Here is a 22,970-nt window from a genome sequence, read left to right as displayed (position 1 = left end):
CCCTAGCAGTACTAAGTTTTTTCTTGGCTCACTTCAGCACTTTCAAAGCTCGCCATGTTTTTCAAAAATAAGGTCGCACTTTCAATCAGTGGCAAGGCCAAAATTGCCCCCGAACCTTCCCCTAACCTTAATGACATAGATAATAAAGGCGTTACTTCAAGATAGCGTAATAAAGCGGCATGTGCTGTTTCTTGAGATTCATGAGCAAAGATAGCAAAGCCTTTTACATTTTCGTCCAGCTTGTAAGCCAGTAAATAAGCCACACTGCAAATAAAGCCATCAACTACAAACGCGATTTTGCGCTCTGCAGCACGTATCATAGCGCCTGTCATAGCAATGATTTCAAAGCCACCACATTCTTGAGCAATAAGCTGTGCATCTAATTCTGAAATAGACTTTCGATACAATTCCCTTGGATAGTCATCTTTAATTCTTTGCTGTGTTTGCTCTATCACTTTTGCTTTACGAGCAATACCCTCTTCACTTGCACCCGTTCCTGGTCCAACACAACTCTCTGCGGATAACCCAGTCAAAGAGGCCATCAAACAAGAGGCCGTTGTGGTATTCCCTATCCCCATCTCACCGAACATAACTAGGTTAGAACCTGCTGTTTTTGCTCTGTCTACCTCGTCAAAGCCAACTTGAAGAGCGGCTTTAAATTCATACTCTGTCATGGCTGATTTTTCAGTAAAATCTTTAGTGCCATTAGCAACCTTACGTTTTGATAATAAGTTATGATCATCAAAAACAGATTTAACGCCCACATCAACAATACGTAAAGGCACTTTATGTTGGGCACAAAATACATTAACGGCAGCGCCGCCGGACAAAAAGTTAAGCACCATTTGGTAAGTCACTTCTTGCGGGAAAGGGCTAACATTTTGCGCCACAACCCCATGGTCAGCCGCAAACACTATCATATGAGGTTTATTGATTTCAGGCTTAAGGCTTTGTTGAATTTGGCCCAATTGCTTAGCTAAAGACTCAAGCTGTCCTAACGCACCTAACGGCTTAGTCTTGTTATTAATCTTATCTTCTAGCGCTGCGTCCATCTCTGTACTGACAGGCGCAATATTAAAGCGAGCATTAGCCATTTTATTTCCCTAACAATTAGGCTTTTTTCACAGCACGTTGACGTACTGCCTCATATAAACAAATACCTGTAGCAACAGATACATTTAAACTTGAAACCACACCAGCCATAGGCAATTTCACAAGATAATCACATTGCTCACGAGTAAGGCGACGCATACCGTCTCCCTCTGCTCCCATCACAATCGCTGATGGAATCGTCAGATCTTGCTCATAGACTGTTTGTGTCGCTTCACCCGCTGTACCAAATATCCAAACACCCTTGTCTTGTAGCTTTTTCATAGTACGAGCAAGGTTAGTCACAGCGTAAACAGGAATACTTTCAGCAGCACCGCACGCCACTTTGCTTACCGTCGCATTTAGAGGTGCAGACTTATCTTTTGGCATAACAAGCGCATGAGCACCGGCCGCATCGGCACTTCGCAAACAAGCGCCCAAATTATGTGGGTCTGTAATGCCGTCCAAAATAATGATTAGCGGTGGCTCATCTAGATTCTCAACTAGCTGATACAGATCAGCTTCATCTTGAGAGCGTGTCATTTTCGCAAATGCAGCCACTCCCTGATGAACAACACGTTCTTGATTGCTTTTGAAAAGCTGGTCAATTTCGCGTCTTGCTACCACATTTACTTTAATGCCTTTTTCACGACACAAGACCTGTAAACGCTTAATCTTTTTATCATCACGGCCTTCTTGAAAACGTATCTCTTTTATTCTTTCAGCTTGCTGAAGTAATAAATTTTCAACGGCATGAATACCATAAACCCATTCTAAATCTGACATAGTGATATTTTTCAACTCAACATTATTAGTTATCAAGCCTGCTGAAATAAAAGCTTCAGCAGGCATCAAGCAGAAATAACAGCTCTGCTTTAGTCTTGTGAGCGTGCCTTAGCATTGCTCTTTTTACCTTTCTTTTTTGCTTTCTTAATCGCGCTTATTTTTTTCGCCGCTGTACTTTTAGGCTTTTTCGCAGGCTTGGTGCCTTTGTTAGCTGTATCGGTTTTCTTCTGACGGATACGCTTACCTTTTGATACGCTTTTTTTCTTATGTCGCTTTTTCTTATTGGCTTTATCTGCGCCACCTTCTGTTGAATCACCTTCTTGCTTAGATTCTTTATCAGTCGGCTTTTCAGAAGATTTAGCTGGACGGCTCGGTGCACCTAATTCCATTGGCGGTAATTGAGCTAGCTGCATTTCAAGCTCTGACAAATCAGATTGCTTTTGCTTTACAGCGCGAGGTGGCTTTTTCTCAGATACTATCGCTAAGTCAATTTTACGCTGCTCAAGATTAACCTGAGCCACAGTCACTTTTAGTCGATCGCCGAGGCGGAAAACCTTAGCAGTACGCTCACCAACAATGACCTGCATTTCAGGGTCATGGTGGAAATAGTCATTACCTAAAGCAGAAATATGTACTAAGCCATCAACAAAGAGGTTTTGTAATTCAACAAAGATGCCAAAAGGTGTCACAGCCGTGATCACACCATCAAACTCTTCACCTAAATGTTGCTCTACATATTGGCATTTTAGCCAAGCTTCAACATCACGGGTTGCTTCATCAGCACGACGTTCTGTGATAGAACATGAATCACCAAAGCCATCCATGTCAGCATCATCATAGCCATAGATCTTTTTCGCTTTTAGCTCTTCACTACCTGCAACACGAACAGCTTGGCGTAGCTTAGGACGCCCTTCCCCACGAATTAGATAGCGAATCGCTCTGTGTACCAATAGATCAGGGTAACGACGGATTGGCGAGGTAAAGTGTGTATAAGCTTCATAATTCAAACCAAAATGGCCAAGATTATCTGGCGAGTAAATGGCTTGGCTCATAGAGCGTAGAATCATGGTTTGAATACTACGGGCATCCGAGCGCCCTTGTATATCCGCAGATAAAGCCGCGTAATCATCTGGTGTTGGTTTTAATCCACCACCAATAGACAAACCTAAAACAGATAAATAATCACGTAAGGCAATTAGTTTTTCTTCTTTTGGCCCTTCGTGAATACGGAACAAAGCAGGTAGGCCAGACTTTAATAAGAACTCAGCTGTCGCTACGTTCGCACACAACATACATTCTTCAATTAACTTATGGGCATCATTACGTTCTACTGGCACGATTTGATCAATTTTTGAAAACTGATCGAATACCATACGAGTTTCAACGGTATCAAACTCAAGCGCACCACGTTCATCACGCGCTTGACGCAGTACTTGATAAAGTCCCGCCAGATCATCAATGTGAGAAACGATATCAGCATATCTTTCTCTTAATGCTTGGGCCTGAGGTTCACGTTCGCCATCAACAGGCTCAGCGATCATGTGCGCAACCTTGGTATAGGTTAAACGGGCATGAGAACGAATCAAACCTTCATAGAATTTATAACCGCGCATTTTACCGCGAGAAGTCAAAGAGATTTCCGCGACCATTGCCAGACGATCAACATCAGGGTTTAAAGAACAAAGGCCGTTTGAAAGCGCTTCTGGCAACATAGGAATAACACGACCTGGGAAGTAAACAGAGTTACCTCTAACAATCGCTTCTGCATCTAATGCGCTGCCTTTTTTAACATAGTGGGACACATCGGCAATGGCCACATAGAGCTTCCATCCACCCGGTGTTTTCTCACACATAACCGCATCATCAAAGTCACGTGCATCTTCACCATCAATTGTGACGAAAGTTCGCTCTCTTAAATCAACGCGGTTAACTTTATCTTCTTCTGCGACTTCTGCGCCGATATTCTTAACTTGTTTGATAACCGCATCTGGCCATTCATGCGGTACTTCATATCTGTGTAATGCCACATCTATTTCAAGACCAGGTGCCATAAAGTCACCCAGTATTTGCGTGATAACACCTTTAGCAGCATTACGCTTATCCGCATACTCAGTAATTTCGATTACCACATACTGGCCATGTTCAGGATGCAAACCCGTATCTTTCGCTAACAAGATGTCTTGTGACAATCGTGGGTTTTCTGGAGTCACAAACTCAGCTTGGCTTTCTTTATAATAACGGCCAACTAAACGAGCATGCTTATGTTCTAATACTTCAACGATAACACCGTCAAGACGACCACGTACGGTACGACCTGATGGGCGTACACGCACCTTATCGCCATCCATCACCAATTGCATTTGGCGGGCAGAAATGAAGATATCGTCTTCATCTTCACGTAATAAGAAGCCATGCCCTTCTTTATTACCTTGAATATAACCTTCGTGAAAATCATCTTGAGCTAAAGGAGAGTATTCATTATTGATACAACTTGCTTGATGATCACGAGCCATCGCAATCAAACGTCGACGTAATGCTTCAATTTCGTCTTCACCTGTCAAGTTAAAGGCTTCACATAAAGCAGGATGAGAAAAAGCTTTATTTTCTGACGCTAAGAATTCGAGTATGTATTCACGACTGGGGACAGGATTTTCATATTTGGACGCTTCACGCGCTTTAAAAGGATCGATAATATTTTGTTCTTTGTTGGTTTTTTTAGACAACGTTGGTATTCCTTGATTTGATCAATTTGATGGCATCTAGATAGAAGAGCCTTGCACATCACATTGTCAAACAACCCGATGTTCAGCATTTACTATTCTTTTAGCTTCTGATTAAGCGATAGTAAACGCGCATATTATAGAGCAGTGAGACAAACACAGATAGAATTTTTTACCTTATAGAAGCGTATTCCATCTCTTTATAAGGTCTAACCTCATATTCTATAGATGCTTAATGACACTTTTGGGTCTCATCTAAAAAAAGCAGTGTATTTATAAATCGATTTATTCGTTGGATTGGTAATTCCACAACAAAACATGATTTAAAAGGGTGAAATTAACCAAGATATGAAAAGAAAAATGCAAAAAAGAGCTAAAAAAGTAAATATTTATAATTAAATTCAGAAAAAAACAGTCACAAACACCAACATATCGAAAAATTAGATAGGTTGGTGTTTGTTTTGTTAGGCTCTATGACGCTCTAATTCCATATCTTGCATCACTTTGGTGGAAATTTCTTCCACAGATAAATGCGTTGAATCCACGTATAAAATACGTTCTTGTCGGTAAATTGCCTCAACCTCAGCAACCTCATAACGACATTGTTTTAACGATGCATATTTACTCTGGGCCATACGGCCAGTTCTAATTTCATGCAGTCGATTCGCTTCAATAGTTAAACCATAAAGACGCTTCTTATGAGGTTTCAATACCTTAGGCAAACCATTGGACTCAAAATCATCTTCATTCAAGGGATAGTTAGCCGCTTTAATTCCGTACTGCATCGCTAGGTATAAACTGGTTGGTGTTTTACCCGAACGAGACACCCCAAGTAAGATAATATGCGCTTCTTCTAAGTTCTTCACAGAGCAGCCGTCATCATTAGCCAAAGCATAGTTAATCGCATCTATACGGCCATCGTAGACCCCTTCCTTAATACCATGAGCTTTCTGAGCTGTCGGTCTAGCAGGTACACCAAGCGCTTTTTCAATAGGTGAAAGTAGATCGCCAAATAGATTGTAACAATGACCACAAGAAGCCTGAATTTTGTCTCGAATAATATGATCTGAGATGGTGTAAAACACTAAAGGCACGTCACCAGATTTAGCGTCTTCTTCCAATTGCTGACAAAAACCCATTGCCTTATCTACCGTGGTAAGAAATGGCACACTTTTGGTATCTATTTTCACATCAAAAAAAGACAGCATGGCAGAACCAAACACTTCTGCGGTAATTGCTGTCCCATCAGATACAAAATACACCTTCATATTTATCTCCAAGTCGTTGTTAAATTGTCACATTTTTATAGGTCAAACTGGCAATTATGTTGTTATGTAACGACATAGCTTTTTCCGTTTGAAATAAAACCACATCGAATATTCAATTTTGTTGATTACCCATTCGCTACATACAATGAGCTCAATGAGTAAAGGTGGCAAGCCCAAATGCAAATCAGCAAATGGCGCACAAGAATACAGATAAGCATGTAATCACACTTTGAAAATCAAAGCTCAAGACGCAAGCACGAGAGAAACCGTTCGTAAGAACACATAAAAAATAACGAATACAAAATCGCACGTAGGAGTGATACAGGTGAGCAATTTCATTAAGTGGTTTAAAGATTTAGGTATTGACGATGTCGGTACTGTGGGCGGTAAAAACGCCTCTCTAGGCGAAATGATTTCTAATCTAACTGAACTTGGCATTCAAGTTCCAAACGGCTTCGCAACCACTTCTTATGCTTATCAAACTTTCTTAGAGCAAAGTGGCCTTAACAAACGTATCCATGATTTATTAGATACTTTGGACGTTGACGATGTTCATGCCTTAGCAGAAGCAGGTAAAGTCATCCGTGAGTGGGTAGAAACAGAAGATTTCTCTGACGAATTCAACAAAGAAATCGAAGACGCTTACGCCGTACTTGCTCAAAACAATGCAGAAGCATCTTTCGCTGTACGTTCATCAGCGACGGCTGAAGATTTACCTGACGCGTCTTTTGCAGGCCAACAAGAAACTTACCTAAACGTTATTGGCCTTGAAGACATCAAGCTTTCTATCAAGCGTGTTTTTGCCTCTTTATACAATGACCGTGCTATCTCATACCGTGTCCACCAAGGCTTTGAACACAAAGGTGTGGCTATCTCTGCGGGTATCCAAAAAATGGTACGCAGTGACATAGGCGCTTCTGGTGTTCTTTTCACACTAGATACTGAGTCTGGTTTTGATGACGTTGTTTTCATCACCTCAGCTTACGGCCTAGGCGAAATGGTTGTACAAGGTACCGTTAACCCAGATGAGTTCTTCGTACACAAGCAAACCTTGGCTGCTAACCGCCCAAGTGTTGTACGTAAAGCATTAGGTAGCAAAGCACAAAAAATGGAATACGCAGATGCCGACAGCGATGACGAATTCGTTAAGATTGTTCCTGTTGCGCTTGATAAGCAAAGAGAATTCTCATTAAGCGATCAAGAAGTTGAAGACCTAGCTCGCCAAGCTTGCATCATCGAAAAGCATTACCAACGTCCAATGGACATTGAGTGGGCTAAAGACGGTATCGATGGCAAACTTTACATAGTACAAGCACGTCCTGAGACAGTACGTAGCCAAGAAAATACACAAAGCATGGAAAGATTCCGCCTTAAACATGAAGGTGAAATCATCACTGATGGCCGCGCAATCGGCCACAAGATAGGCTCAGGTACAGTGAAAGTGCTTTCATCTATCACTGAAATGGACCGTATCGAAGAAGGTGATGTACTCGTTACTGACATCACAGACCCAGATTGGGAACCTATCATGAAACGTGCTTCTGCGATTGTCACTAACCGTGGTGGTCGTACTTGTCACGCAGCAATCATAGCCCGTGAGCTTGGTATTCCTGCCGTAGTTGGTTGTAACGATGCGACTAGCGTACTTAAAGATGGACAAGAAGTGACTGTTTCTTGTGCACAAGGTGACCTAGGTGTCGTTTACGAAGGTCTCATCGACTTTGATGTAATCACATCTGAAGTTGGCGAAATGCCGGAAATTCCAGTTAAAGTCATGATGAACGTAGGTAACCCTAACCGCGCATTCGACTTTGCTATGTTACCAAACGAAGGGATCGGCTTAGCCCGTCTAGAATTCATCATCAACCGTATGATTGGTATTCACCCGAAAGCGCTTCTTAACTTTGATAGCCTAGACGCTAGCTTGAAAGAAGAAATTTCAGAGCGCATTGCTGGCTACGCATCACCAGTTGATTTCTACATCGACAAATTAGTCGAAGGTGTTGCCACTCTTGCTTGTTCTTTCGCTGACAAGCCAGTCATTGTTCGTTTATCTGACTTTAAATCGAATGAGTACCACAACCTTGTGGGTGGCCCTTTGTTCGAACCTGATGAAGAAAACCCAATGCTAGGTTTCCGTGGCGCAGCACGCTACATAGACGACTCTTTCCGCGACTGTTTTGCACTTGAGTGTGAAGCAATGAAACGTGTTCGCAACGAAATGGGCTTCACCAATGTACAACTGATGATTCCATTTGTACGTAACTTAGACGAAGCACGCCTAGTTACCGAACTACTGGCTGAACAAGGCCTAGTACGTGGCGAGAATGGTCTGAAGCTTATTATGATGTGCGAACTGCCTTCAAACGCACTATTAGCAGATCAGTTCTTAGAATACTTCGACGGTTTCTCAATCGGTTCTAACGACTTAACTCAGTTAACACTTGGTCTTGACCGTGACTCAGGCCTGATTGCTGATAAGTTTGATGAAAGAAACGACGCCGTGAAGATTCTGCTTAAAATGGCAATCAAAGCATGTCGCGAGAAAGGTAAATACGTGGGTATCTGTGGTCAAGGACCATCAGATCACCCAGATTTCGCTGACTGGTTAGTGGCGCAAGGCATTGAAAGTGTGTCCTTGAACCCAGATACCGTTGTCGAAACTTGGCTGCACCTTAATGAAGTCATTGAAAGCGCTTCATTAAGTCAGAAAGCCGTTTAATCGCGGCCCCCAGTAAAGTGATCTAATCATTATTTAGATCGCGTTACTCTCTAGTTTTTAGCCCTGCAATGCTCATTGCGGGGCTTTTTTTTGCTTATAGAATACTGAACGCTAGCAGTTAAATAACCAAATCCAACAAGCCAAACTCGCCCCGCTAATTTAAAGCTTGATCCCAATATGGATTATCACCAAACCTTGCAATGACAAAGTCCATCAAAGCCCGCACCCTTTGTGGTAAAAAACGATTCTGCGGATAAACAAAATAGATATTTAAACTAGGTAAGGTATAAGGTTTTAAAATCTGAACAAGATCCCCTGTCGCCAATGCTTGCCAGGCTAAAAAGCTCGGTAAGAAAGTAACCCCATGACCCGCCCTTACCATTTGCAGTAAAAAGTCCCCATTATTGGCTGTCATTTTGGCATTAAGATTGACCTTGTGAGCAAGCCCTTTTTGATCAAATAAAGAAAAGTGACTCTGGTTCCCCGAGCCATACTTAAGATAATCAAAATGATTCAAGTCTGTTGGTTTTTTAGGTTCGCCCTTTTGCGCTAAATAATCTGGACTTGCCACCAGCACATGATGAGAAGAGCAAATTTTGCGAGCTTGGATGCTAGAGTCTTGTAAATCCGCAATACGCAACGCCAAATCGAACCCTTCTTCAACAAGATCCACCTGCCGATCAGAAAAGTCTAGCTGAACTGATATGCCTGGATGCTGCTTAATAAATAAGTCAATCGCCGAACTTAAATGCAATAAGCCGAAAGAAAGAGGAACCGCTAAGCGAATGCTGCCACTTAAAGCTTTCGACTCATTCACCATATCAAGGTGTACTTCATCCACCTGATCAATAAGCTTCTGCGCCTGTGCATAGTAACGCTGGCCAATATCAGTCAAACTGGATGTGCGTGTCGTACGCTGAATCAAGCGACACCCTAGCCTAGCTTCTAACTCACTCAGACGTCGACTTACCGCAGACTTTGCAATCCCGAGTTGCTCAGCGGCTCGCCCAATACCTCCTGCATCAACCACTCGAATGAAAAGCTGCATATCTTCTAATTGGCCCATGCACTCTACCCTAATCCCAATTTTTGTTTCACATTGTTCTCATCAAAAGAACTATCATTTGATTTTACGCTTGTTTATTCAAATTTAAAGTAGGAATAAGCTAACTCCATATTCATTCAACTTAGGCCTCCACAAGACATTTAGAGGCGAGGAGACAAGATGACAAGCTTAAACAGCAAAGAAGTAATAGAGATACATAGTGGACAAGCAGCAATGGATGGTGACGGCGTTAAACTCACTCGCATCATAGGCACACAAACACTAAATATGTTGGACCCGTTTCTACTGCTAGATGCATTTGAATCTGACCAAGCGCAAGACTATATTGGCGGTTTTCCTAGTCACCCACACAGAGGCTTTGAAACCGTTACCTACTTATTAGCAGGCCAGATGCGACATAAAGATAGCGCAGGCAATGAGGGCCTTATTGAGCCAGGTGGCGTCCAGTGGATGACAGCAGGCAAAGGCATAGTGCACTCTGAGATGCCAGAACAAATAGATGGTTTGTTAATGGGCTTTCAGCTTTGGGTCAATCTTCCGGCCAAAGACAAATTTTCTGAGCCGGCTTATCAGGAATTCCCCGTCGATAAAATTGCCCTAGAAAAACGAGCAACAGGCACCCAAATTCGAGTCATTTCTGGGCAAACAGACCAAGGCACTCTAGGCCCAGTGGTTAATGAAGCCGTTAAACCAAGCTATTTAGATGTGTCCTTAAAAGCGGGAGATGAGTTTGAACAAACACTCGCAAAAACGGATAACACCTTTATATATTCAATCGAAGGGCAAATCACGATAGGCAAAGATGCCACAAGAATAGAGGCAGGCAAGCTCGCTATCTTAAGCCTAGGAGAAAAAGTAATCATCAATACAGAAGTAGATAGCCGCTTCCTCTTGGTATCAGGTCAACCTATTGGTGAACCTGTTGCCCGAGGTGGTCCATTTGTGATGAACACCAAAGCAGAGGTCATGCAGGCGTTTGCAGACTTTCAAGCAAACCGCTTTTAACAACAAAAATGGATGAGAAGCCACCAAAAACAAGCACTGGATGTAAAAATACCAGTGCTTGTTAAATTAAGGAACCTGCGAATAAGTCCTCCCGCCTCAGCGTGTGGATAAAGGCCGCTAGATTTATGACGAGGAGCGCAACTTAATAGTTATTCTATTGATAAGGTCCTCAACATAGAGATAGGGCTTTTAGACCACGCCCTTCGGGTCTTTGAAGAATACCTAAACGACACTTCAGAAAAAGTAACACCCTGTGTTGTCACTTCTCGAAAGGTACCTACACTGGCTTTCTATTAGTAAACGCAAAGTAACGCCTTGTGTGATACTTTTTCCCATATACCTTAGAAGAGCAGACTGAGAAGAGGTGACTTGATCGCAGGTTCCTTAATCGTCTTTACTAAAAGGATGTTTTAACAGCTTTTCTTTCAAATCGTCTGACAAAGGCTTAGATGCTTTTTCTTCATGGTCAAAATGAACATGAACAGCGGTGCCTGATGCGCACTTTCGCCCATCTTGCCAAGCTTCCTGATACACATCGAAAGAGCTTGAACCAATACGCGAAATACCGCTTCTTAGCTCGATATCTTCACCGTAAAAAAGCTCCCCGTGAAACTCCACATCGAACTTAGCGAGAATTAATTGCCACTTTTTTAAAGATAAATCTGGTGTAAAAATCTGAAAAATAGGGTTTCTAGCCCCTTCAAACCAAACCGGCAACATGGTGTTATTGATATGACCTAAGCCATCTGTATCTGAGAAGCGCGTTACTATCCTTTCTACCAACATAACCGATCCAATATAGTGTTAAAAACCAAGCATGCCAATAACTTAGCTTAAGATCAAGTTTACAAAATCATCACTGATATGAATGATATTTATAGATTAAAATGATGAAATTGATTCTCATTTATTTGTAATAATCAGTAACTCAAATCAGGTCATTGAATGAGTCTAAATCACATAATAAAACTAGAGTTAATCGAAAAATTCACAGAAATAAATAAATACCTTTATTTCCCATTTGACTAATAAACATAAAGCCTCACACCTACTTTCAATTGATTAATGAGATGAAAGAAGCAAACTATCACTTCCTATCCATACTTTTATTTCTGATACTCGACAATACCTTCCTTGATAAAACATGAACTAGGCTCAGTAGTTTTTGGCTATTTTCTTTTATAAATTGAGCTCCTCAGTAAATTAATTGTAATTTTTTCGAAAGGAGTTCGATGTGAAATATTCAATAATTGGAGCGAGCTTAATTTGTTTAAGTATGCTGACTGGCTGTAACCTCAATGACTTATCCAATGCCGAAGCGGTCAAATCTGATGTTACTTTCAGTTCGGTCAGTCTAGATAAAAAACACGGATTAGTTGGTAACCAAATCATCACAATAGAAGGAAACCACTGGGTTAAATCCCAGCAACTTCCTGCAAACAACTCAGGTTGGAGTGGTGAGACAGTCAGTATCAATAAAAACCATGCAATTATCGCTGATGCCCACAACCAAAGCGCAAAAATCTTTTCTTTAAACACCTATACCCAAGAATGGGAACTGGGTTCTGATTTATATGAACCTAACCTATATGGCTTTGGTGAGTCTGTTTATATCGATAATCGTATTGCTCTTGTTGGTGTTCCATTCAGTAACCAAGTCATTAGCTACAAAAATATGAATGGCTACTGGGAAGAAAATGAGAGAGTAACACCTAACCTAGCAGACGATGCCTATTTTGGAGGCTCTATTGATTACCAAAATGGTTATCTTTTTGTGGGTGCCAAAACCATTGATAAAGTCTTTATTTATAAGCAAGGCACTGAGGGATTTGAACTTATACAAACAATCGATCATTTTGATGCGGCCGCTCTTGGTGGTAAGCAGTTTGGATGGTCATTAGACGCCCAAGGAGATCAACTTGCCATCGCGGCCTACCGTGACTGGTCTACCCCTGATCAAAGCGCACGAGGAGGTAAAGTACACCTCTATAATAAAGAAGGAACGTCTTGGGTTTTAAAACAAGCCGTCACGGCTTTTGAAGTCAATGAACAAAGCGGTGAAGCCGTTAATATTAATGGCTATAATTTTGGTCACAATCTCGCACTTAACGATACCAACCTTCTCGTTGGTGATGATGGCTTGAAGCAGGTTTTCCAATTCAAACTTTCTGAAAGTGATATCTGGCAAGCAACAAGAGTTATCACACCAGCATTAGACAGAACAGATAACTTTGGTTACTTCATTGATATCAACAATAATTACTTATTAACGGGCGGCTCTTCGCCAACCTTATTTGGACCACAAGTTCCCAAAGCAACAGTAGAAGGCAGAGTCCTAGACGCTAATGGCTTCCCTATTTATCGAGCAAGCATTTCTGGTTTTCTTGATAACCTAATAACGGATGAAACAGGGACGTTTACAACCCAACAAGCCATCAGCTGGCAAGGTAGCCTTGAAGTCACATCGGGAGCCGCATCCCAAACTGTCGAGCTGTCTCCTCTTTTAGAAGACAGAACACTTGCTGATATCCAACTAGATGTTATCCCACAACATATGATTATCGGTGGTATTAGTGGTATTCCAAGGTCTGTTAACATCGATCTTTTAGTATCAGGGGAAGATGGGCCTATCACAACTCGATCTGGTCGATTTAGAACTAACTTGCCAAATGGTTGGCAAGGGGAAATACGCCCGACCAGTGACATTTATACCTTTGTGCCAGAAAGTTTTAGCTCCGACGGCTTAACCAGCACTCAATCAATTAGTTTTCAAGCGGCACTGAAAAACTAAACAACAAGTATGAACCAGTCAATTAAACTGGTTCATACTCTATTTAGAAATATGACTAAATACAAAACTATTTTTATAAAAGCTATAGGTTATAAGGTGTCACTATATTGATTTTACTTTCTGGTAAGCTAACTTTTGGGATTACTTTTTGAAACATGAGTATGTGACTAAAAGCCCGACTCACATCCTCTTCTAAATCATGATCTATGATCAAATCCAATTGATGAGACATCAACAGAGCCCTATTTTCTTGGTCAAGGTCATGGCCAATAAAAACGTCAATTGGGCGAGATAAGGCATTAAAGGCATCTAAAATCGCTTGGTTACCACCACCGACACTGTAAACACAATTCATCTCGCTATCTTGCTCGAGCTGGGATATCAGCTTGTTATAGGTTGCTTGATATAAACCTTGCCCACCCGGGATCTCAACAATTTTAATCCAAGGAAAAGACTCACGAATCAAACCTCGAAAACCCATTTCTCGCTCTTCTTCTCCTCGAAATTCCTGACGGCTCAATACAACAGCCACGCTCGCTTGTTGCTGCTTCAATAGCCTACTCAGCATATAAGCTGCCGTACGACCTGCAGCACGATTATCTATCCCGATATAGGCAAGTCGTTTGCTATAAGGCAGATCTGTCACCAAGGTCACCACAGGTATATTTATGTCAAATAAGTGATCAACACCTTGCTTGATAAGGCTTTCATTTGGTGCTTTTAAAAGCACACCATTTGATCCACTTGCCTTACACCCAAGTAAGCATGTATTCAACTCAGACAGAGAAATAGACTCAAACAGATGAAACCTTGGATGAATACGACAGCCAGGTAGCGTTGCTAGATTAGCCAAGATAGCCTGTTTTACCGCATCAGAAAAACGCCTAGGTGCTTGCATAATAATATCAATATACAAGGTCCGCCCAAATGTATTCTGTAAACCTTCTTGCTCTTCTAACTCCTCAAGCGCTTTATTCACTCTTGATCTCGTTTGAAAACGCACTCCTTTTCGGCCGTTAAGCACCCTGTCCACTGTGGCTGTACTTAAACCTGCTTGGGCTGCAATTTGTTTAATCGAAAACTTATCATGCATTTTTGATGTCTTTTTGATGTTTTTTAGAGGTACAGATGATTTCTTGTCATGCTAGCATTTCTCTCATCAAAATAAAAAAATGCTGGAGCAAACCAGATGCACAAGATGAAGTCAGTCCAAACACACACCTCTTTTAACAACAAAAATGATATCAGCATTGATGACTTTAAACTGACCTGTGAACAGCAAACGCAGGCATCTCACTACCCATTAGCATCAGATGTCGTCAAGAACATCCCTATTTATCAGGGAAAGCATCTTCGCCTTTTTTGTGAGAATGATGCTCAATCACTGGCCTGCAAAACAGAACTTTTGAAAGCACTAAAAGATGGACCTGGGGTAGTTGTCATTAAAGAAGCCTATTCAAACCTAGCCTATCTCGATGCAATGAATCAAGTATTTGACCAGCTACTTATAGAAGAAAGGGAAAGTAATCTAGGAGGAGATCACTTTGCAAAAGCGGGTAGCAATAGCCGTATTTGGAATGCCTTTGAAAAAAGCGCACTCAAACAAGCCGACACCTTTATGCATTATTATAAAAACCCAATTCTACAGCTTGTTAGTGAGAGCTGGCTGGGCCCTCATTATCAGATTACTAGCCAAGTAAACACAGTCCACCCAGGAGGAGTCGCTCAGTCTCCTCATAGGGATTATCACCTAGGTTTTCAGACAGAAGCAGAAGTAAGCCGCTTCCCTTTACATCTACAAACAAGCTCAAGCTTTCTCACCCTCCAAGGCGCTATTGCCCATACAGATATGCCAATTGAGACAGGTCCAACACTTGTTCTGCCCTACTCGCAACATTACCCATTAGGCTACCTTGCTTGGCGCGATGAAGCATTTAAAGATTTCTTTGAACAAAAAGCCGTACAACTTCCATTAGATAAAGGCGACGGGATTTTCTTTAGCCCCGCGCTCTTTCATGCTGCTGGTAGCAATCATACAAAGAACCAATCTAGAGTCGCCAACTTACTGCAAATATCCTCTTGCTTTGCAAAGCCTATGGAAACAGTCGATCAATATGCCATTAGCCAAGCCCTCTACCCCACACTCAAAGAACACTGGCAATCAAGCTTGACCGAGAGTGAAAAAACAGCCCTTTTAAATGCCGTTTGCGATGGTTACGCCTTCCCAACGAATCTAGATAAAGATGCCCCTATTGCTGGCATGGCACCTATGACCTTGGCGCAACTGACCGAACAAGCGCTGAATGATAATTTAGACTTTATAGATTACCTAGCTCGCTTAAATTCACATAAAAACCGAAGAAAGACATAAACGCCTAAAAACAGAAAAGGTGGTTCTTATTAAAGGAACCACCTTTTTCTTTTCTCTTTTCTCTTTTCTTTTTTCAGCCAAGCAAAGCGCTTGATCAAAAGAAACTTTCAATCAAAATTACCGACTGACTAAAATAAGCTTTTAAGCTTTTTCTTTAAATCTTCTTTTTGCTTATCAAGTTCAGCTTTAGCTTTCGTTTTCGCCTCATCCTTAAGCTGATCTTGATAGCTAGAGAGCTCGCGTTTTGCTAAATCAGATACCTTATCAGACAAGGAATCTAAATCCGTTTCCATGAAATCAAGCTGCTTTACTTCATCTTTATAATCACCCGCATACAGGGCTAATTTATCATTCAACTTACGCTTAAGATCCTGCTCTACTTTTGCTTGTCTTTGCTTAAGCCTCTGCTTGAAAGCACGGCTCAGTTTCTTATCTAAGTCACTCTTAATACCCATACTGGGTGACTTAAGTTTCCCTGTAACATCACCACTAAAATTAAAAGTATCAATTGTCGCAAGCGCTAAAGACATCTCTTTGGCGAAACCATTACTCGCACTTGAACTAAAGCTGGCTTGGCTAAAGTCCCCTTGAGCGTCGGCTAAAATCGATGTTTTATCAAGCTTAGCTTGACCTGTGATATCTAAACTCGCCGCTTTTAGATCTAAACCTTCTAACCCTAATGCCAGATCCTGGATTTGCCACTTATGAATCGTTAAATCAAATTGGTTATCCACCTTTTGATGACGATAATCCATCACCCCATCTATATTAAAAGCCGCCATATGAGTCAGCTCATTACCACTGGCTTTTAGCTTAATGGGTTTATTAATTACATCAGGTTGCTGGCTAATATCCTGAACAAGCACCCGAACATCACCACCGGCAAGTTTGAGACTAAAAGAGAGCGACTTGATCCAAAAATCAGGCAAAGGTCTATCTGTGGCAAATGGCACAAAACGCCCTTCTTTCTCAGCCACTTTATCTGCTTCTTTTTTGTCTGAAGCGAGAAGTGGTGACAAGGTATCATAATAACCAAGACCTTGCTGGAGATAGCCATTTATCTTATCGCCTAAAATTAAAGCAGAAAGGTTCTGGGCACCGACTGCATCCAAGGTATATTTACGTTGAATATTACGAATGTCTTGCCCAGGTGCACTTTGTAGTTCAGGCCATTGCTGACGTATGTCTTTATTCGCATCCGACAAGGCTTGTTTCGCGGCTTTTATTGTCGCTTGATCAGCCTTAAATTTCGCCTTTAGTTGATCAAAGGCCTTCTTACGTGCTTTAAAGTCATCAAGCGATTTAAACTTTCCAGACAGTAATTGCTTAATCTCAGCCTCATAACTCTTAAGATCAGCCTTACTTGGTAAGGCTTGATTCGCTTGATCAATTTTAAGCTTATGGGCTTCAATCGAAGCCTGCATTGCTTCACCTCGAGTCACGGTTAGCAAAGGCTCACGGGCTAATAATTCATCGGCTGTTGGCAATGCTTCTACCGCTCTTTCAGACAAGTCATTTACTTTGTTTGACGTATCTTTATCTTGTGTCGAAGCTGCCTGAGAACCATCACTTGAGCTTGGTTCTGTGGTAGCAACTTGATTTGAGTGGCTTAATGCCCCCGAAGTCTGCCTATCCGTATCAAATGCGACACCTTCTACCGATACATTCTCAATAATGGTTTTCCCCATTAATAAAGGTAAAAACAAAAGGTCAGCCTCTGCCCTTTCAAAGCTAACAAGGTTTTTCATAGGGTGCTTTTTATCTGTTGCCTCAACCTTGTGTAACACCAGCTTCACAGGGTTAAGCTCAAGATCAACAGAAGCCACATCCAATTTAGCGCCTAAGGCCTTCGAGCCGAATGTTTCAATACTGAGCTTAATTAAAGGGCCTGCTGCAAAATACCAGAACGCCAATATCAAAAGTAAAATAGCACTAAAGCCAGCCAGCCCAGACCAACGAATCCACTTAGTCATTTAGGCCTCCTAACTTGTCATAGACTTGATAAAATTTAGTTGCCTTTATCATACGGCTAATTTTAAGCGTCTTAATCCAAGCCATAAAACGCTTACGATAAAGCTTAATAAAAATCAGCGAGCCCATAAAAATAGGAAGAAACAAAACAAGAGACAGACTTAATCCACCCAACACCAAGGTTTGGTTAAATTGCATAAGTCGCCAGAAATCACTTTGATAAAGCCCTGTCCAAAATGCGTTTAGTTCGGACGATGTTAAAAGCGCCTCCCCCAAACTAATCGAAACAGAATTAAGCCCGAATGCCGTTAAGCTAAAGAGCGCTAAGCCTAGAAAAAATGCCGTTAAATTGACTCTCACCATTAATACAATAAAAATTAGTATGAGATTATGAATACTCATAAGAGGCGTTAAACCTAAGAAAAGAGAGAAGGCAAACCCTAACGAAATCTGACTTGGTGAAGCATCACTGTTTAGCAACTTCAAAAAGTTGGCGAGCATTTCCAGCATGGAGAATATATCCGATAATTTTAAACGGCACAGATGATAAAGAGGATTGTCTTCAAAAGATATATACTCCACTTAATAGCGTAATTTAACTTGAGGCTTTGCAATGACATATACATTTAGTTCATCAAGACTCACTGTCTTAGAGGCCAATAACCTATTAAGTTCACCAGACAAAGCCAGCCTTAGTCAAAAACAGTTTGATAAAGTGCTATTAAATAAAAAGCAGATTGATAAAAAAGAACTTTATCAAAGCATTATCAAGATCCTCACCCCAGAGGTTGTGTCTCAATTACCGCCATATTTTTCAGACATCAACTCACGAGAAAGTGCCCAAGCTTGGTTAGAGCGCATGCTAGATGAGAGTCTGTTATTTTTAGTTTATCAAACTGAATTACAGCAACTTATCGGCTTTAGTTTTATCTACCTTGAGCAAACAGATGAAGGGCAAAAGAATGCTCACCTAGGTTATCTACTAGCGCAAGCGTCTTGGGGAAAAGGCTTTGCAAGCGAACTCGTCAGCCATTTAATTGAACATATTAAAACAAGAAACCTTGCAGAAACACTAATTGCAGGTGTTGATGAAAGCAATCTCGCCTCCATTGCCCTTCTCAAAAAATTAGGCTTTAACCAAAGTAAAAGTGATGTGCCTGAAAACCTCTTTTTTCAGCTTAAATTAAACAACTAAACCCTCAGCTAAACCCTCAACTAAAAACCTAGTTTTTAACTAGGAACATAAAGAAAAGGACTTTTATGTACACCCCGAAAAACCTCACCATGGAAGACACAGCACAGATCCACGCTTTTATGAAAGCGTTTAGCTTTGCTGTTTTGGTATCGAACACGAATAACACAACAGACGATAAAAACGAAATAAAAAGCCATCAACACCATGAAGTAAACAGCCTAAATGGCACTCACTTACCCTTCCTACTGAATGAGCAAGAAGGCGTTTTATATAGCCATATGGCCAGAGCTAACCCCCATTGGAAAAGCCTAGAAGGCACAGAGGTTCTGATTATTTTTTCAGGCCCTCATGCTTATATCTCACCCACCTGGTACGCTAAAAGCCCTGCTGTTCCCACTTGGAATTACGCCGCTGTCCATGCCTATGGCAAAGTAAGTTTATTAAATGATGATGACACTCTAAGCGTTATCGACGACACATTAAAAACTTACGAACCTTCATTACTCGAAACAAATGAAGAAGGAATAAAAGAGCCCGTCACTGACGAATTCAAACACAAACTACTTAGCGCCATTGTCGGCTTTAAAATCGAAATAACAAAACTAGAAGGTAAATTAAAACTGGGACAACATCGACCCAAAGCCGACCAAGAAGGGGTTTACAAAGCGCTCTCAGAATCACCGAAATTAGATGATCAAGCTTTAGCACAATATATGAATAAGATGGATATAGGTTGTGGGAGTTAGAAACGTAATCACATAAAAAGAAAATATTCATAGCTCACTTCAATTTTGTCACCAAAGCAGCTCTAAATAGTGATCTAGATTTTAACTAGATCACTATTAGAAATTGATCAAGTTATAGATAGGCGACATGATAAAATATTGTTAATCCTAATAATCTAAACCATTAAACGTCCACTGATCCATTATTAACCATAGATCGACATTTAACATTGGATCGTCATCATGAGCCCATAACAAGTAGCTAATATCTTTTTTAGAAAAATCGGCACACAAATTAGCTCCAGCACCATTTGAAAATAGTTTCAAACACCTACTTTCATCTAATAGATCACATTGTCTAATTTCTGATGGACTAATTAAACCATCTGTAAGGTAACCTATATTTTTTGATGGAGATGGCCCCATAGAATCTGATGCTAAGCAATACCATCCATCATGAAATTCATAAAACTCTCTAAATACTATTGGAAGCCGAGACCATTCAGCATGAATAGAGCGCTTTATCTCTTTTTCTTTTGGGTTTCTAGCTTCATAATAAAAAACTCGCCCTCTACTATTGTCTAAAATACCATACATTAAGCAAAAGCCATGCATATGATGAATCAAGTTAACACTCAATAAGCCCGTGCTTAAACGTTCAATAAGCTTAGGAAACTCATATTCAAATTTCCCCCAATATTTTAAAGCTTGATCTAATCGTTTATCTTCACCCTTAGAAAGAATATCAATCCATGAATCAGGCAAACTTTGCATTTCTATATTACTAAGTTCACTAAGCTCTAATATTTTTGGAGATGAATGAAACCTTTTTATATATGTGAGCGCATCGATATTATCAACCACTTTTAACTTCCTTCTATCAACTTAATAATCTAAGCCTTTAAATGTCCATGAATCTACTATCGGCCACAGCTTAACATTTAGGTTTGGCTCATCATCATGCCACCATAATAAATAACTAACCTCCTCTTTGGAGAAATCTGCACATAAATAACCTCCAGCACCATTTGAAAAAATCGTTAAAAATTTGCTCAACTCAGCAAGGCTATAACCTCTAACTTCTGTTTCACCTATGATGTAGGTGTTCATGAAATTCATACTTTCTCTATTAGATAGACCCATTGAGCCTGATGCTAAATCGTACCAGCCATCATGAAACTCATAAAACTGTCTGAATGCTAATGGAAGTCGAGACCACTCAGCAGCAATTGAGTCATTATTTATCTTTCTCTTAGGGTTTCTTGTTTCATAAAAATCAACTTTATTTTCAACAAATGTTAGAACCCCATACATTAAACAAAAACCATTTTTAGTGTTAATAAGATGAATACTAACTAAATTGGCTTTTAAAAGTTCAATCATGAGAGCGAACTCTTTTTCAAATTTATTCCAATAGATTAAAGCTTGATCTAAGCGTTTATCTCCATCTTTTGAAAGAATATCAACCCAAGAATCTGGTAAGCTCTTCAATTCTGTATCACTCAAATCACAAAGCCCTAGTACTTTTGCAGACGGGCGAAATCTTTTTAAATATGTGAGCGCATCGCTATTATCAACCACTTTTAATTTCCTTCTATCAACTTAATAATCTAAGCCTTTAAATGTCCATGAATCTACTATCGGCCACAGCTTAACATTTAGGTTTGGCTCATCATCATGCCACCATAATAAATAAATAACTAACCTCCTCTTTGGAGAAATCTGCACATAAATAACCTCCAGCGCCATTTGAAAAAATCGTTAAAAATTTGCTCAACTCAGCAGGGCTATAACCTCTAACTTCTGTTTCACCTATGATGTAGGTGTTCATGAAATTCATACTTTCTCCATTTTAATCGAGACAGCCATTTTAAAACAAATCAAATACAGCATCTTCTGGTTAGCATTAATTCCGCTATTTTTTATACTTTATAATTAAGATAATCAGACTTTCACCGCATCAATAAACAACTTTATGGTGATTATTGAAGAAAATTCGAATTTGAAACGACAGAGGTTCTCGCGATAACGATATGATAAATTTTATAAACTCGAACTTCTGGGAATAGGCTAAATCTTAAGAAAGAAGCCGTTTACAAGCCGCTAATCCCGATCGCCGCTGCAACTGCGTATGTTCACAAAACTCAGCTAAATAAGCTTCTGAGCCAACTGCCACTTTAAAGTGTTTCTCAAAGCCGGTTGTTACTTCTAACCATTGTTCTGATGTGAGATTAATTCGTTGAAGAATAGGCGCTAGAGAAACATCGATGTTACCCCTTTTATCCTCTCGCATTATCCTACCTGTGAGATCAACTAACTCAAGGTAATCTATAAGTTTGAACGGTAGCCCTTCTGGTTGATTTTCCCGCTCATAACCAATAAAGGGGAATAGGGTCTTGGGTTGAGTTTGATTTGCTTTGGCCACTTCAATACGAGCTTTAATACTCGTATGCTTTGAGGTTTCTGGTGTTGCTTCCATTTTTGCTCGCACTGGGTTTAAGTCGACTTAAGCCATGCATGAAACTAAAGCAGCCTCGTCTAGCAAAGCCTGGGACTTGAACCGCCCTTCCCAGAATCTACCGGTGCATTTATCTTCGTTGTTTGCCATTCTTGCAATAGGCTCATTGAGCTCTCGCATAAACCAACTAATGTCACAAAGACGCTCACGGTACTTCTCACAACTCTCATACACAGATGCAAGCTCAAATTCAGCCATTGCTTTGTTTTCTAAAAACTTTTCAGTGAACTGAGTACCTTTATGCAGACTATGCCAACGTTCAAGTACTTGTTTCACATCCCAATTTAGAGCCTCATCTTCATTCACATGAAGTACGAGGTGTGTGTGATTGCTCATTACGGCATAAGCACAGACATCTATCGCAAAGACAGCAGCTAGAGACAATATCTTATCTTCTATCCAGCCTCGTCTGTGTTCATAACTTTGACCTGTTCGCTCATCTTGACCACAAAGAAAGGCACGTCGGACGCAACGGGAGACGCAGTGGTAATAAGTGGTGTCTTGCAAACTTATTAGGGATTTACGTGGTTTAGGCATATTAGATTCCTCATCCTTGAGTGAATTCAATAAAACTAGATCATGATTAAATAACAGTCAAATTAAGTTGAGTGATGGGATGGACGCTCCAAAGTAGCACCGGCGTCATAATGCGCCAAACTGTATGTGCTAACAACAGTTAATACTAAGGAGCGTCCACATGAATAAGATTAATACGATTGCCATTGATTTAGCAAAGAATGTTT

General features: G+C 40.6%; 18 protein-coding genes and 1 pseudogene. 6 read left to right on the top strand and 13 right to left on the bottom strand.

Features of this window, described 5'->3' with window-relative positions; all coding sequences use genetic code 11:
• Nucleotides 1-11: 11 nt before the first annotated feature.
• The 4 genes from cobT to OA91_RS11680 all read right to left on the bottom strand — a co-directional run bounded on the left by cobT (nucleotide 12) and on the right by OA91_RS11680 (nucleotide 5,863).
• Complete coding sequence (gene cobT / locus OA91_RS11695; protein WP_063338609.1) at nucleotides 12-1,094, bottom strand: nicotinate-nucleotide--dimethylbenzimidazole phosphoribosyltransferase; 1,083 nt, start codon at nucleotides 1,092-1,094, stop codon at nucleotides 12-14.
• A 16-nt stretch (nucleotides 1,095-1,110) separates the two neighbouring features.
• A complete protein-coding gene (rlmB, locus tag OA91_RS11690) occupies nucleotides 1,111-1,875 on the bottom strand; it encodes a 23S rRNA (guanosine(2251)-2'-O)-methyltransferase RlmB (RefSeq protein WP_046016373.1) in 765 nt (254 codons plus the stop codon).
• 89 nt (nucleotides 1,876-1,964) lie between these two features.
• Nucleotides 1,965-4,598 carry a ribonuclease R gene (rnr, locus tag OA91_RS11685; RefSeq protein ID WP_063338608.1) on the bottom strand — a complete coding sequence of 878 codons (2,634 nt, stop codon included), beginning with the start codon at nucleotides 4,596-4,598 and terminating at the stop codon, nucleotides 1,965-1,967.
• A 461-nt stretch (nucleotides 4,599-5,059) separates the two neighbouring features.
• Nucleotides 5,060-5,863 carry a pyruvate, water dikinase regulatory protein gene (locus tag OA91_RS11680; RefSeq protein ID WP_063338607.1) on the bottom strand — a complete coding sequence of 268 codons (804 nt, stop codon included), beginning with the start codon at nucleotides 5,861-5,863 and terminating at the stop codon, nucleotides 5,060-5,062.
• Nucleotides 5,864-6,188: 325 nt separating this feature from the next.
• On the opposite strand from OA91_RS11680, the gene ppsA reads away from it, so the two are divergent.
• The gene (gene ppsA, locus OA91_RS11675; protein WP_046016304.1) at nucleotides 6,189-8,585 is read left to right on the top strand and encodes a phosphoenolpyruvate synthase; all 2,397 of its coding nucleotides are present in this window, start codon (nucleotides 6,189-6,191) and stop codon (nucleotides 8,583-8,585) included.
• A gap of 154 nt (nucleotides 8,586-8,739) precedes the next feature.
• Here the strand turns inward: ppsA and OA91_RS11670 are convergent, their stop codons facing one another.
• Entirely contained in the window at nucleotides 8,740-9,651 is a 912-nt protein-coding gene (locus OA91_RS11670) for a LysR family transcriptional regulator (RefSeq protein ID WP_063338606.1), read from the bottom strand.
• A 159-nt stretch (nucleotides 9,652-9,810) separates the two neighbouring features.
• Here OA91_RS11670 and OA91_RS11665 point away from each other — a divergent pair, with 159 nt between their 5' ends.
• Entirely contained in the window at nucleotides 9,811-10,656 is an 846-nt protein-coding gene (locus OA91_RS11665) for a pirin family protein (protein ID WP_063338605.1), read from the top strand.
• Between the two features lie 384 nt (nucleotides 10,657-11,040).
• On the opposite strand, the gene OA91_RS11660 is transcribed toward OA91_RS11665, so the two are convergent.
• The gene (locus tag OA91_RS11660) at nucleotides 11,041-11,442 is read right to left on the bottom strand and encodes an acyl-CoA thioesterase (RefSeq protein WP_063338604.1); all 402 of its coding nucleotides are present in this window, start codon (nucleotides 11,440-11,442) and stop codon (nucleotides 11,041-11,043) included.
• A gap of 448 nt (nucleotides 11,443-11,890) precedes the next feature.
• Here OA91_RS11660 and OA91_RS11655 point away from each other — a divergent pair, with 448 nt between their 5' ends.
• Nucleotides 11,891-13,447, top strand: a complete 1,557-nt coding sequence (locus OA91_RS11655) for a carboxypeptidase regulatory-like domain-containing protein (RefSeq protein WP_063338603.1) — start codon at nucleotides 11,891-11,893, stop codon at nucleotides 13,445-13,447.
• 82 nt (nucleotides 13,448-13,529) lie between these two features.
• Here the strand turns inward: OA91_RS11655 and OA91_RS11650 are convergent, their stop codons facing one another.
• On the bottom strand, nucleotides 13,530-14,540 hold the full coding sequence (locus tag OA91_RS11650; protein ID WP_063338602.1) for a LacI family DNA-binding transcriptional regulator: 1,011 nt from the start codon (nucleotides 14,538-14,540) through the stop codon (nucleotides 13,530-13,532).
• Between the two features lie 96 nt (nucleotides 14,541-14,636).
• On the opposite strand from OA91_RS11650, the gene OA91_RS11645 reads away from it, so the two are divergent.
• Nucleotides 14,637-15,818, top strand: coding sequence for a phytanoyl-CoA dioxygenase family protein (locus OA91_RS11645; protein WP_197477798.1), 1,182 nt, complete (start codon nucleotides 14,637-14,639; stop codon nucleotides 15,816-15,818).
• 128 nt (nucleotides 15,819-15,946) lie between these two features.
• Here OA91_RS11645 and OA91_RS11640 read toward each other — a convergent pair whose 3' ends face one another.
• Both OA91_RS11640 and OA91_RS11635 read right to left on the bottom strand, forming a co-directional pair.
• Complete coding sequence (locus OA91_RS11640) at nucleotides 15,947-17,791, bottom strand: TIGR03545 family protein (RefSeq protein ID WP_063338601.1); 1,845 nt, start codon at nucleotides 17,789-17,791, stop codon at nucleotides 15,947-15,949.
• On the bottom strand, nucleotides 17,784-18,299 hold the full coding sequence (locus tag OA91_RS11635; RefSeq protein ID WP_082827917.1) for a TIGR03546 family protein: 516 nt from the start codon (nucleotides 18,297-18,299) through the stop codon (nucleotides 17,784-17,786). The genes OA91_RS11640 and OA91_RS11635 overlap by 8 nt, the downstream gene beginning before the upstream one ends.
• 103 nt (nucleotides 18,300-18,402) lie before the next feature.
• Here OA91_RS11635 and OA91_RS11630 point away from each other — a divergent pair, with 103 nt between their 5' ends.
• Complete coding sequence (locus OA91_RS11630) at nucleotides 18,403-18,984, top strand: GNAT family N-acetyltransferase (protein ID WP_082827916.1); 582 nt, start codon at nucleotides 18,403-18,405, stop codon at nucleotides 18,982-18,984.
• Nucleotides 18,985-19,049: 65 nt separating this feature from the next.
• On the top strand, nucleotides 19,050-19,730 hold the full coding sequence (locus tag OA91_RS11625) for an FMN-binding negative transcriptional regulator (RefSeq protein WP_063338600.1): 681 nt from the start codon (nucleotides 19,050-19,052) through the stop codon (nucleotides 19,728-19,730).
• A gap of 147 nt (nucleotides 19,731-19,877) precedes the next feature.
• Here the strand turns inward: OA91_RS11625 and OA91_RS11620 are convergent, their stop codons facing one another.
• The 4 genes and pseudogenes from OA91_RS11620 to OA91_RS11610 form a co-directional block, all read right to left on the bottom strand.
• Entirely contained in the window at nucleotides 19,878-20,573 is a 696-nt protein-coding gene (locus OA91_RS11620) for a hypothetical protein (RefSeq protein ID WP_063338599.1), read from the bottom strand.
• Between the two features lie 21 nt (nucleotides 20,574-20,594).
• On the bottom strand, nucleotides 20,595-21,290 hold the full coding sequence (locus tag OA91_RS11615; RefSeq protein ID WP_063338598.1) for an SMI1/KNR4 family protein: 696 nt from the start codon (nucleotides 21,288-21,290) through the stop codon (nucleotides 20,595-20,597).
• Between the two features lie 94 nt (nucleotides 21,291-21,384).
• Entirely contained in the window at nucleotides 21,385-21,549 is a 165-nt protein-coding gene (locus OA91_RS24300; RefSeq protein WP_157203837.1) for a hypothetical protein, read from the bottom strand.
• 237 nt (nucleotides 21,550-21,786) lie between these two features.
• Nucleotides 21,787-22,764: pseudogene (locus OA91_RS11610) on the bottom strand (transposase).
• Nucleotides 22,765-22,970: the final 206 nt, after the last annotated feature.

It is taken from the genome of Marinomonas sp. SBI8L (assembly GCF_001624705.1).
Classification (GTDB): Bacteria; Pseudomonadota; Gammaproteobacteria; order Pseudomonadales; family Marinomonadaceae; genus Marinomonas.
This window is presented reverse-complemented; position numbering and strand designations above follow the sequence as displayed.

Coding starts and splice junctions, on each gene's coding strand:
- cobT (WP_063338609.1), bottom strand. CDS start 1,094: ATGGCTAATGCTCGCTTTAATATTGCGCCTGTCAGTACAGAGATGGAC.
- rlmB (WP_046016373.1), bottom strand. CDS start 1,875: ATGTCAGATTTAGAATGGGTTTATGGTATTCATGCCGTTGAAAATTTA.
- OA91_RS11680 (WP_063338607.1), bottom strand. CDS start 5,863: ATGAAGGTGTATTTTGTATCTGATGGGACAGCAATTACCGCAGAAGTG.
- OA91_RS11670 (WP_063338606.1), bottom strand. CDS start 9,651: ATGGGCCAATTAGAAGATATGCAGCTTTTCATTCGAGTGGTTGATGCA.
- OA91_RS11665 (WP_063338605.1), top strand. CDS start 9,811: ATGACAAGCTTAAACAGCAAAGAAGTAATAGAGATACATAGTGGACAA.
- OA91_RS11660 (WP_063338604.1), bottom strand. CDS start 11,442: ATGTTGGTAGAAAGGATAGTAACGCGCTTCTCAGATACAGATGGCTTA.
- OA91_RS11650 (WP_063338602.1), bottom strand. CDS start 14,540: ATGCATGATAAGTTTTCGATTAAACAAATTGCAGCCCAAGCAGGTTTA.
- OA91_RS11645 (WP_197477798.1), top strand. CDS start 14,637: ATGCACAAGATGAAGTCAGTCCAAACACACACCTCTTTTAACAACAAA.
- OA91_RS11640 (WP_063338601.1), bottom strand. CDS start 17,791: ATGACTAAGTGGATTCGTTGGTCTGGGCTGGCTGGCTTTAGTGCTATT.
- OA91_RS11635 (WP_082827917.1), bottom strand. CDS start 18,299: ATGCTGGAAATGCTCGCCAACTTTTTGAAGTTGCTAAACAGTGATGCT.
- OA91_RS11630 (WP_082827916.1), top strand. CDS start 18,403: ATGACATATACATTTAGTTCATCAAGACTCACTGTCTTAGAGGCCAAT.
- OA91_RS11625 (WP_063338600.1), top strand. CDS start 19,050: ATGTACACCCCGAAAAACCTCACCATGGAAGACACAGCACAGATCCAC.
- OA91_RS24300 (WP_157203837.1), bottom strand. CDS start 21,549: ATGAATTTCATGAACACCTACATCATAGGTGAAACAGAAGTTAGAGGT.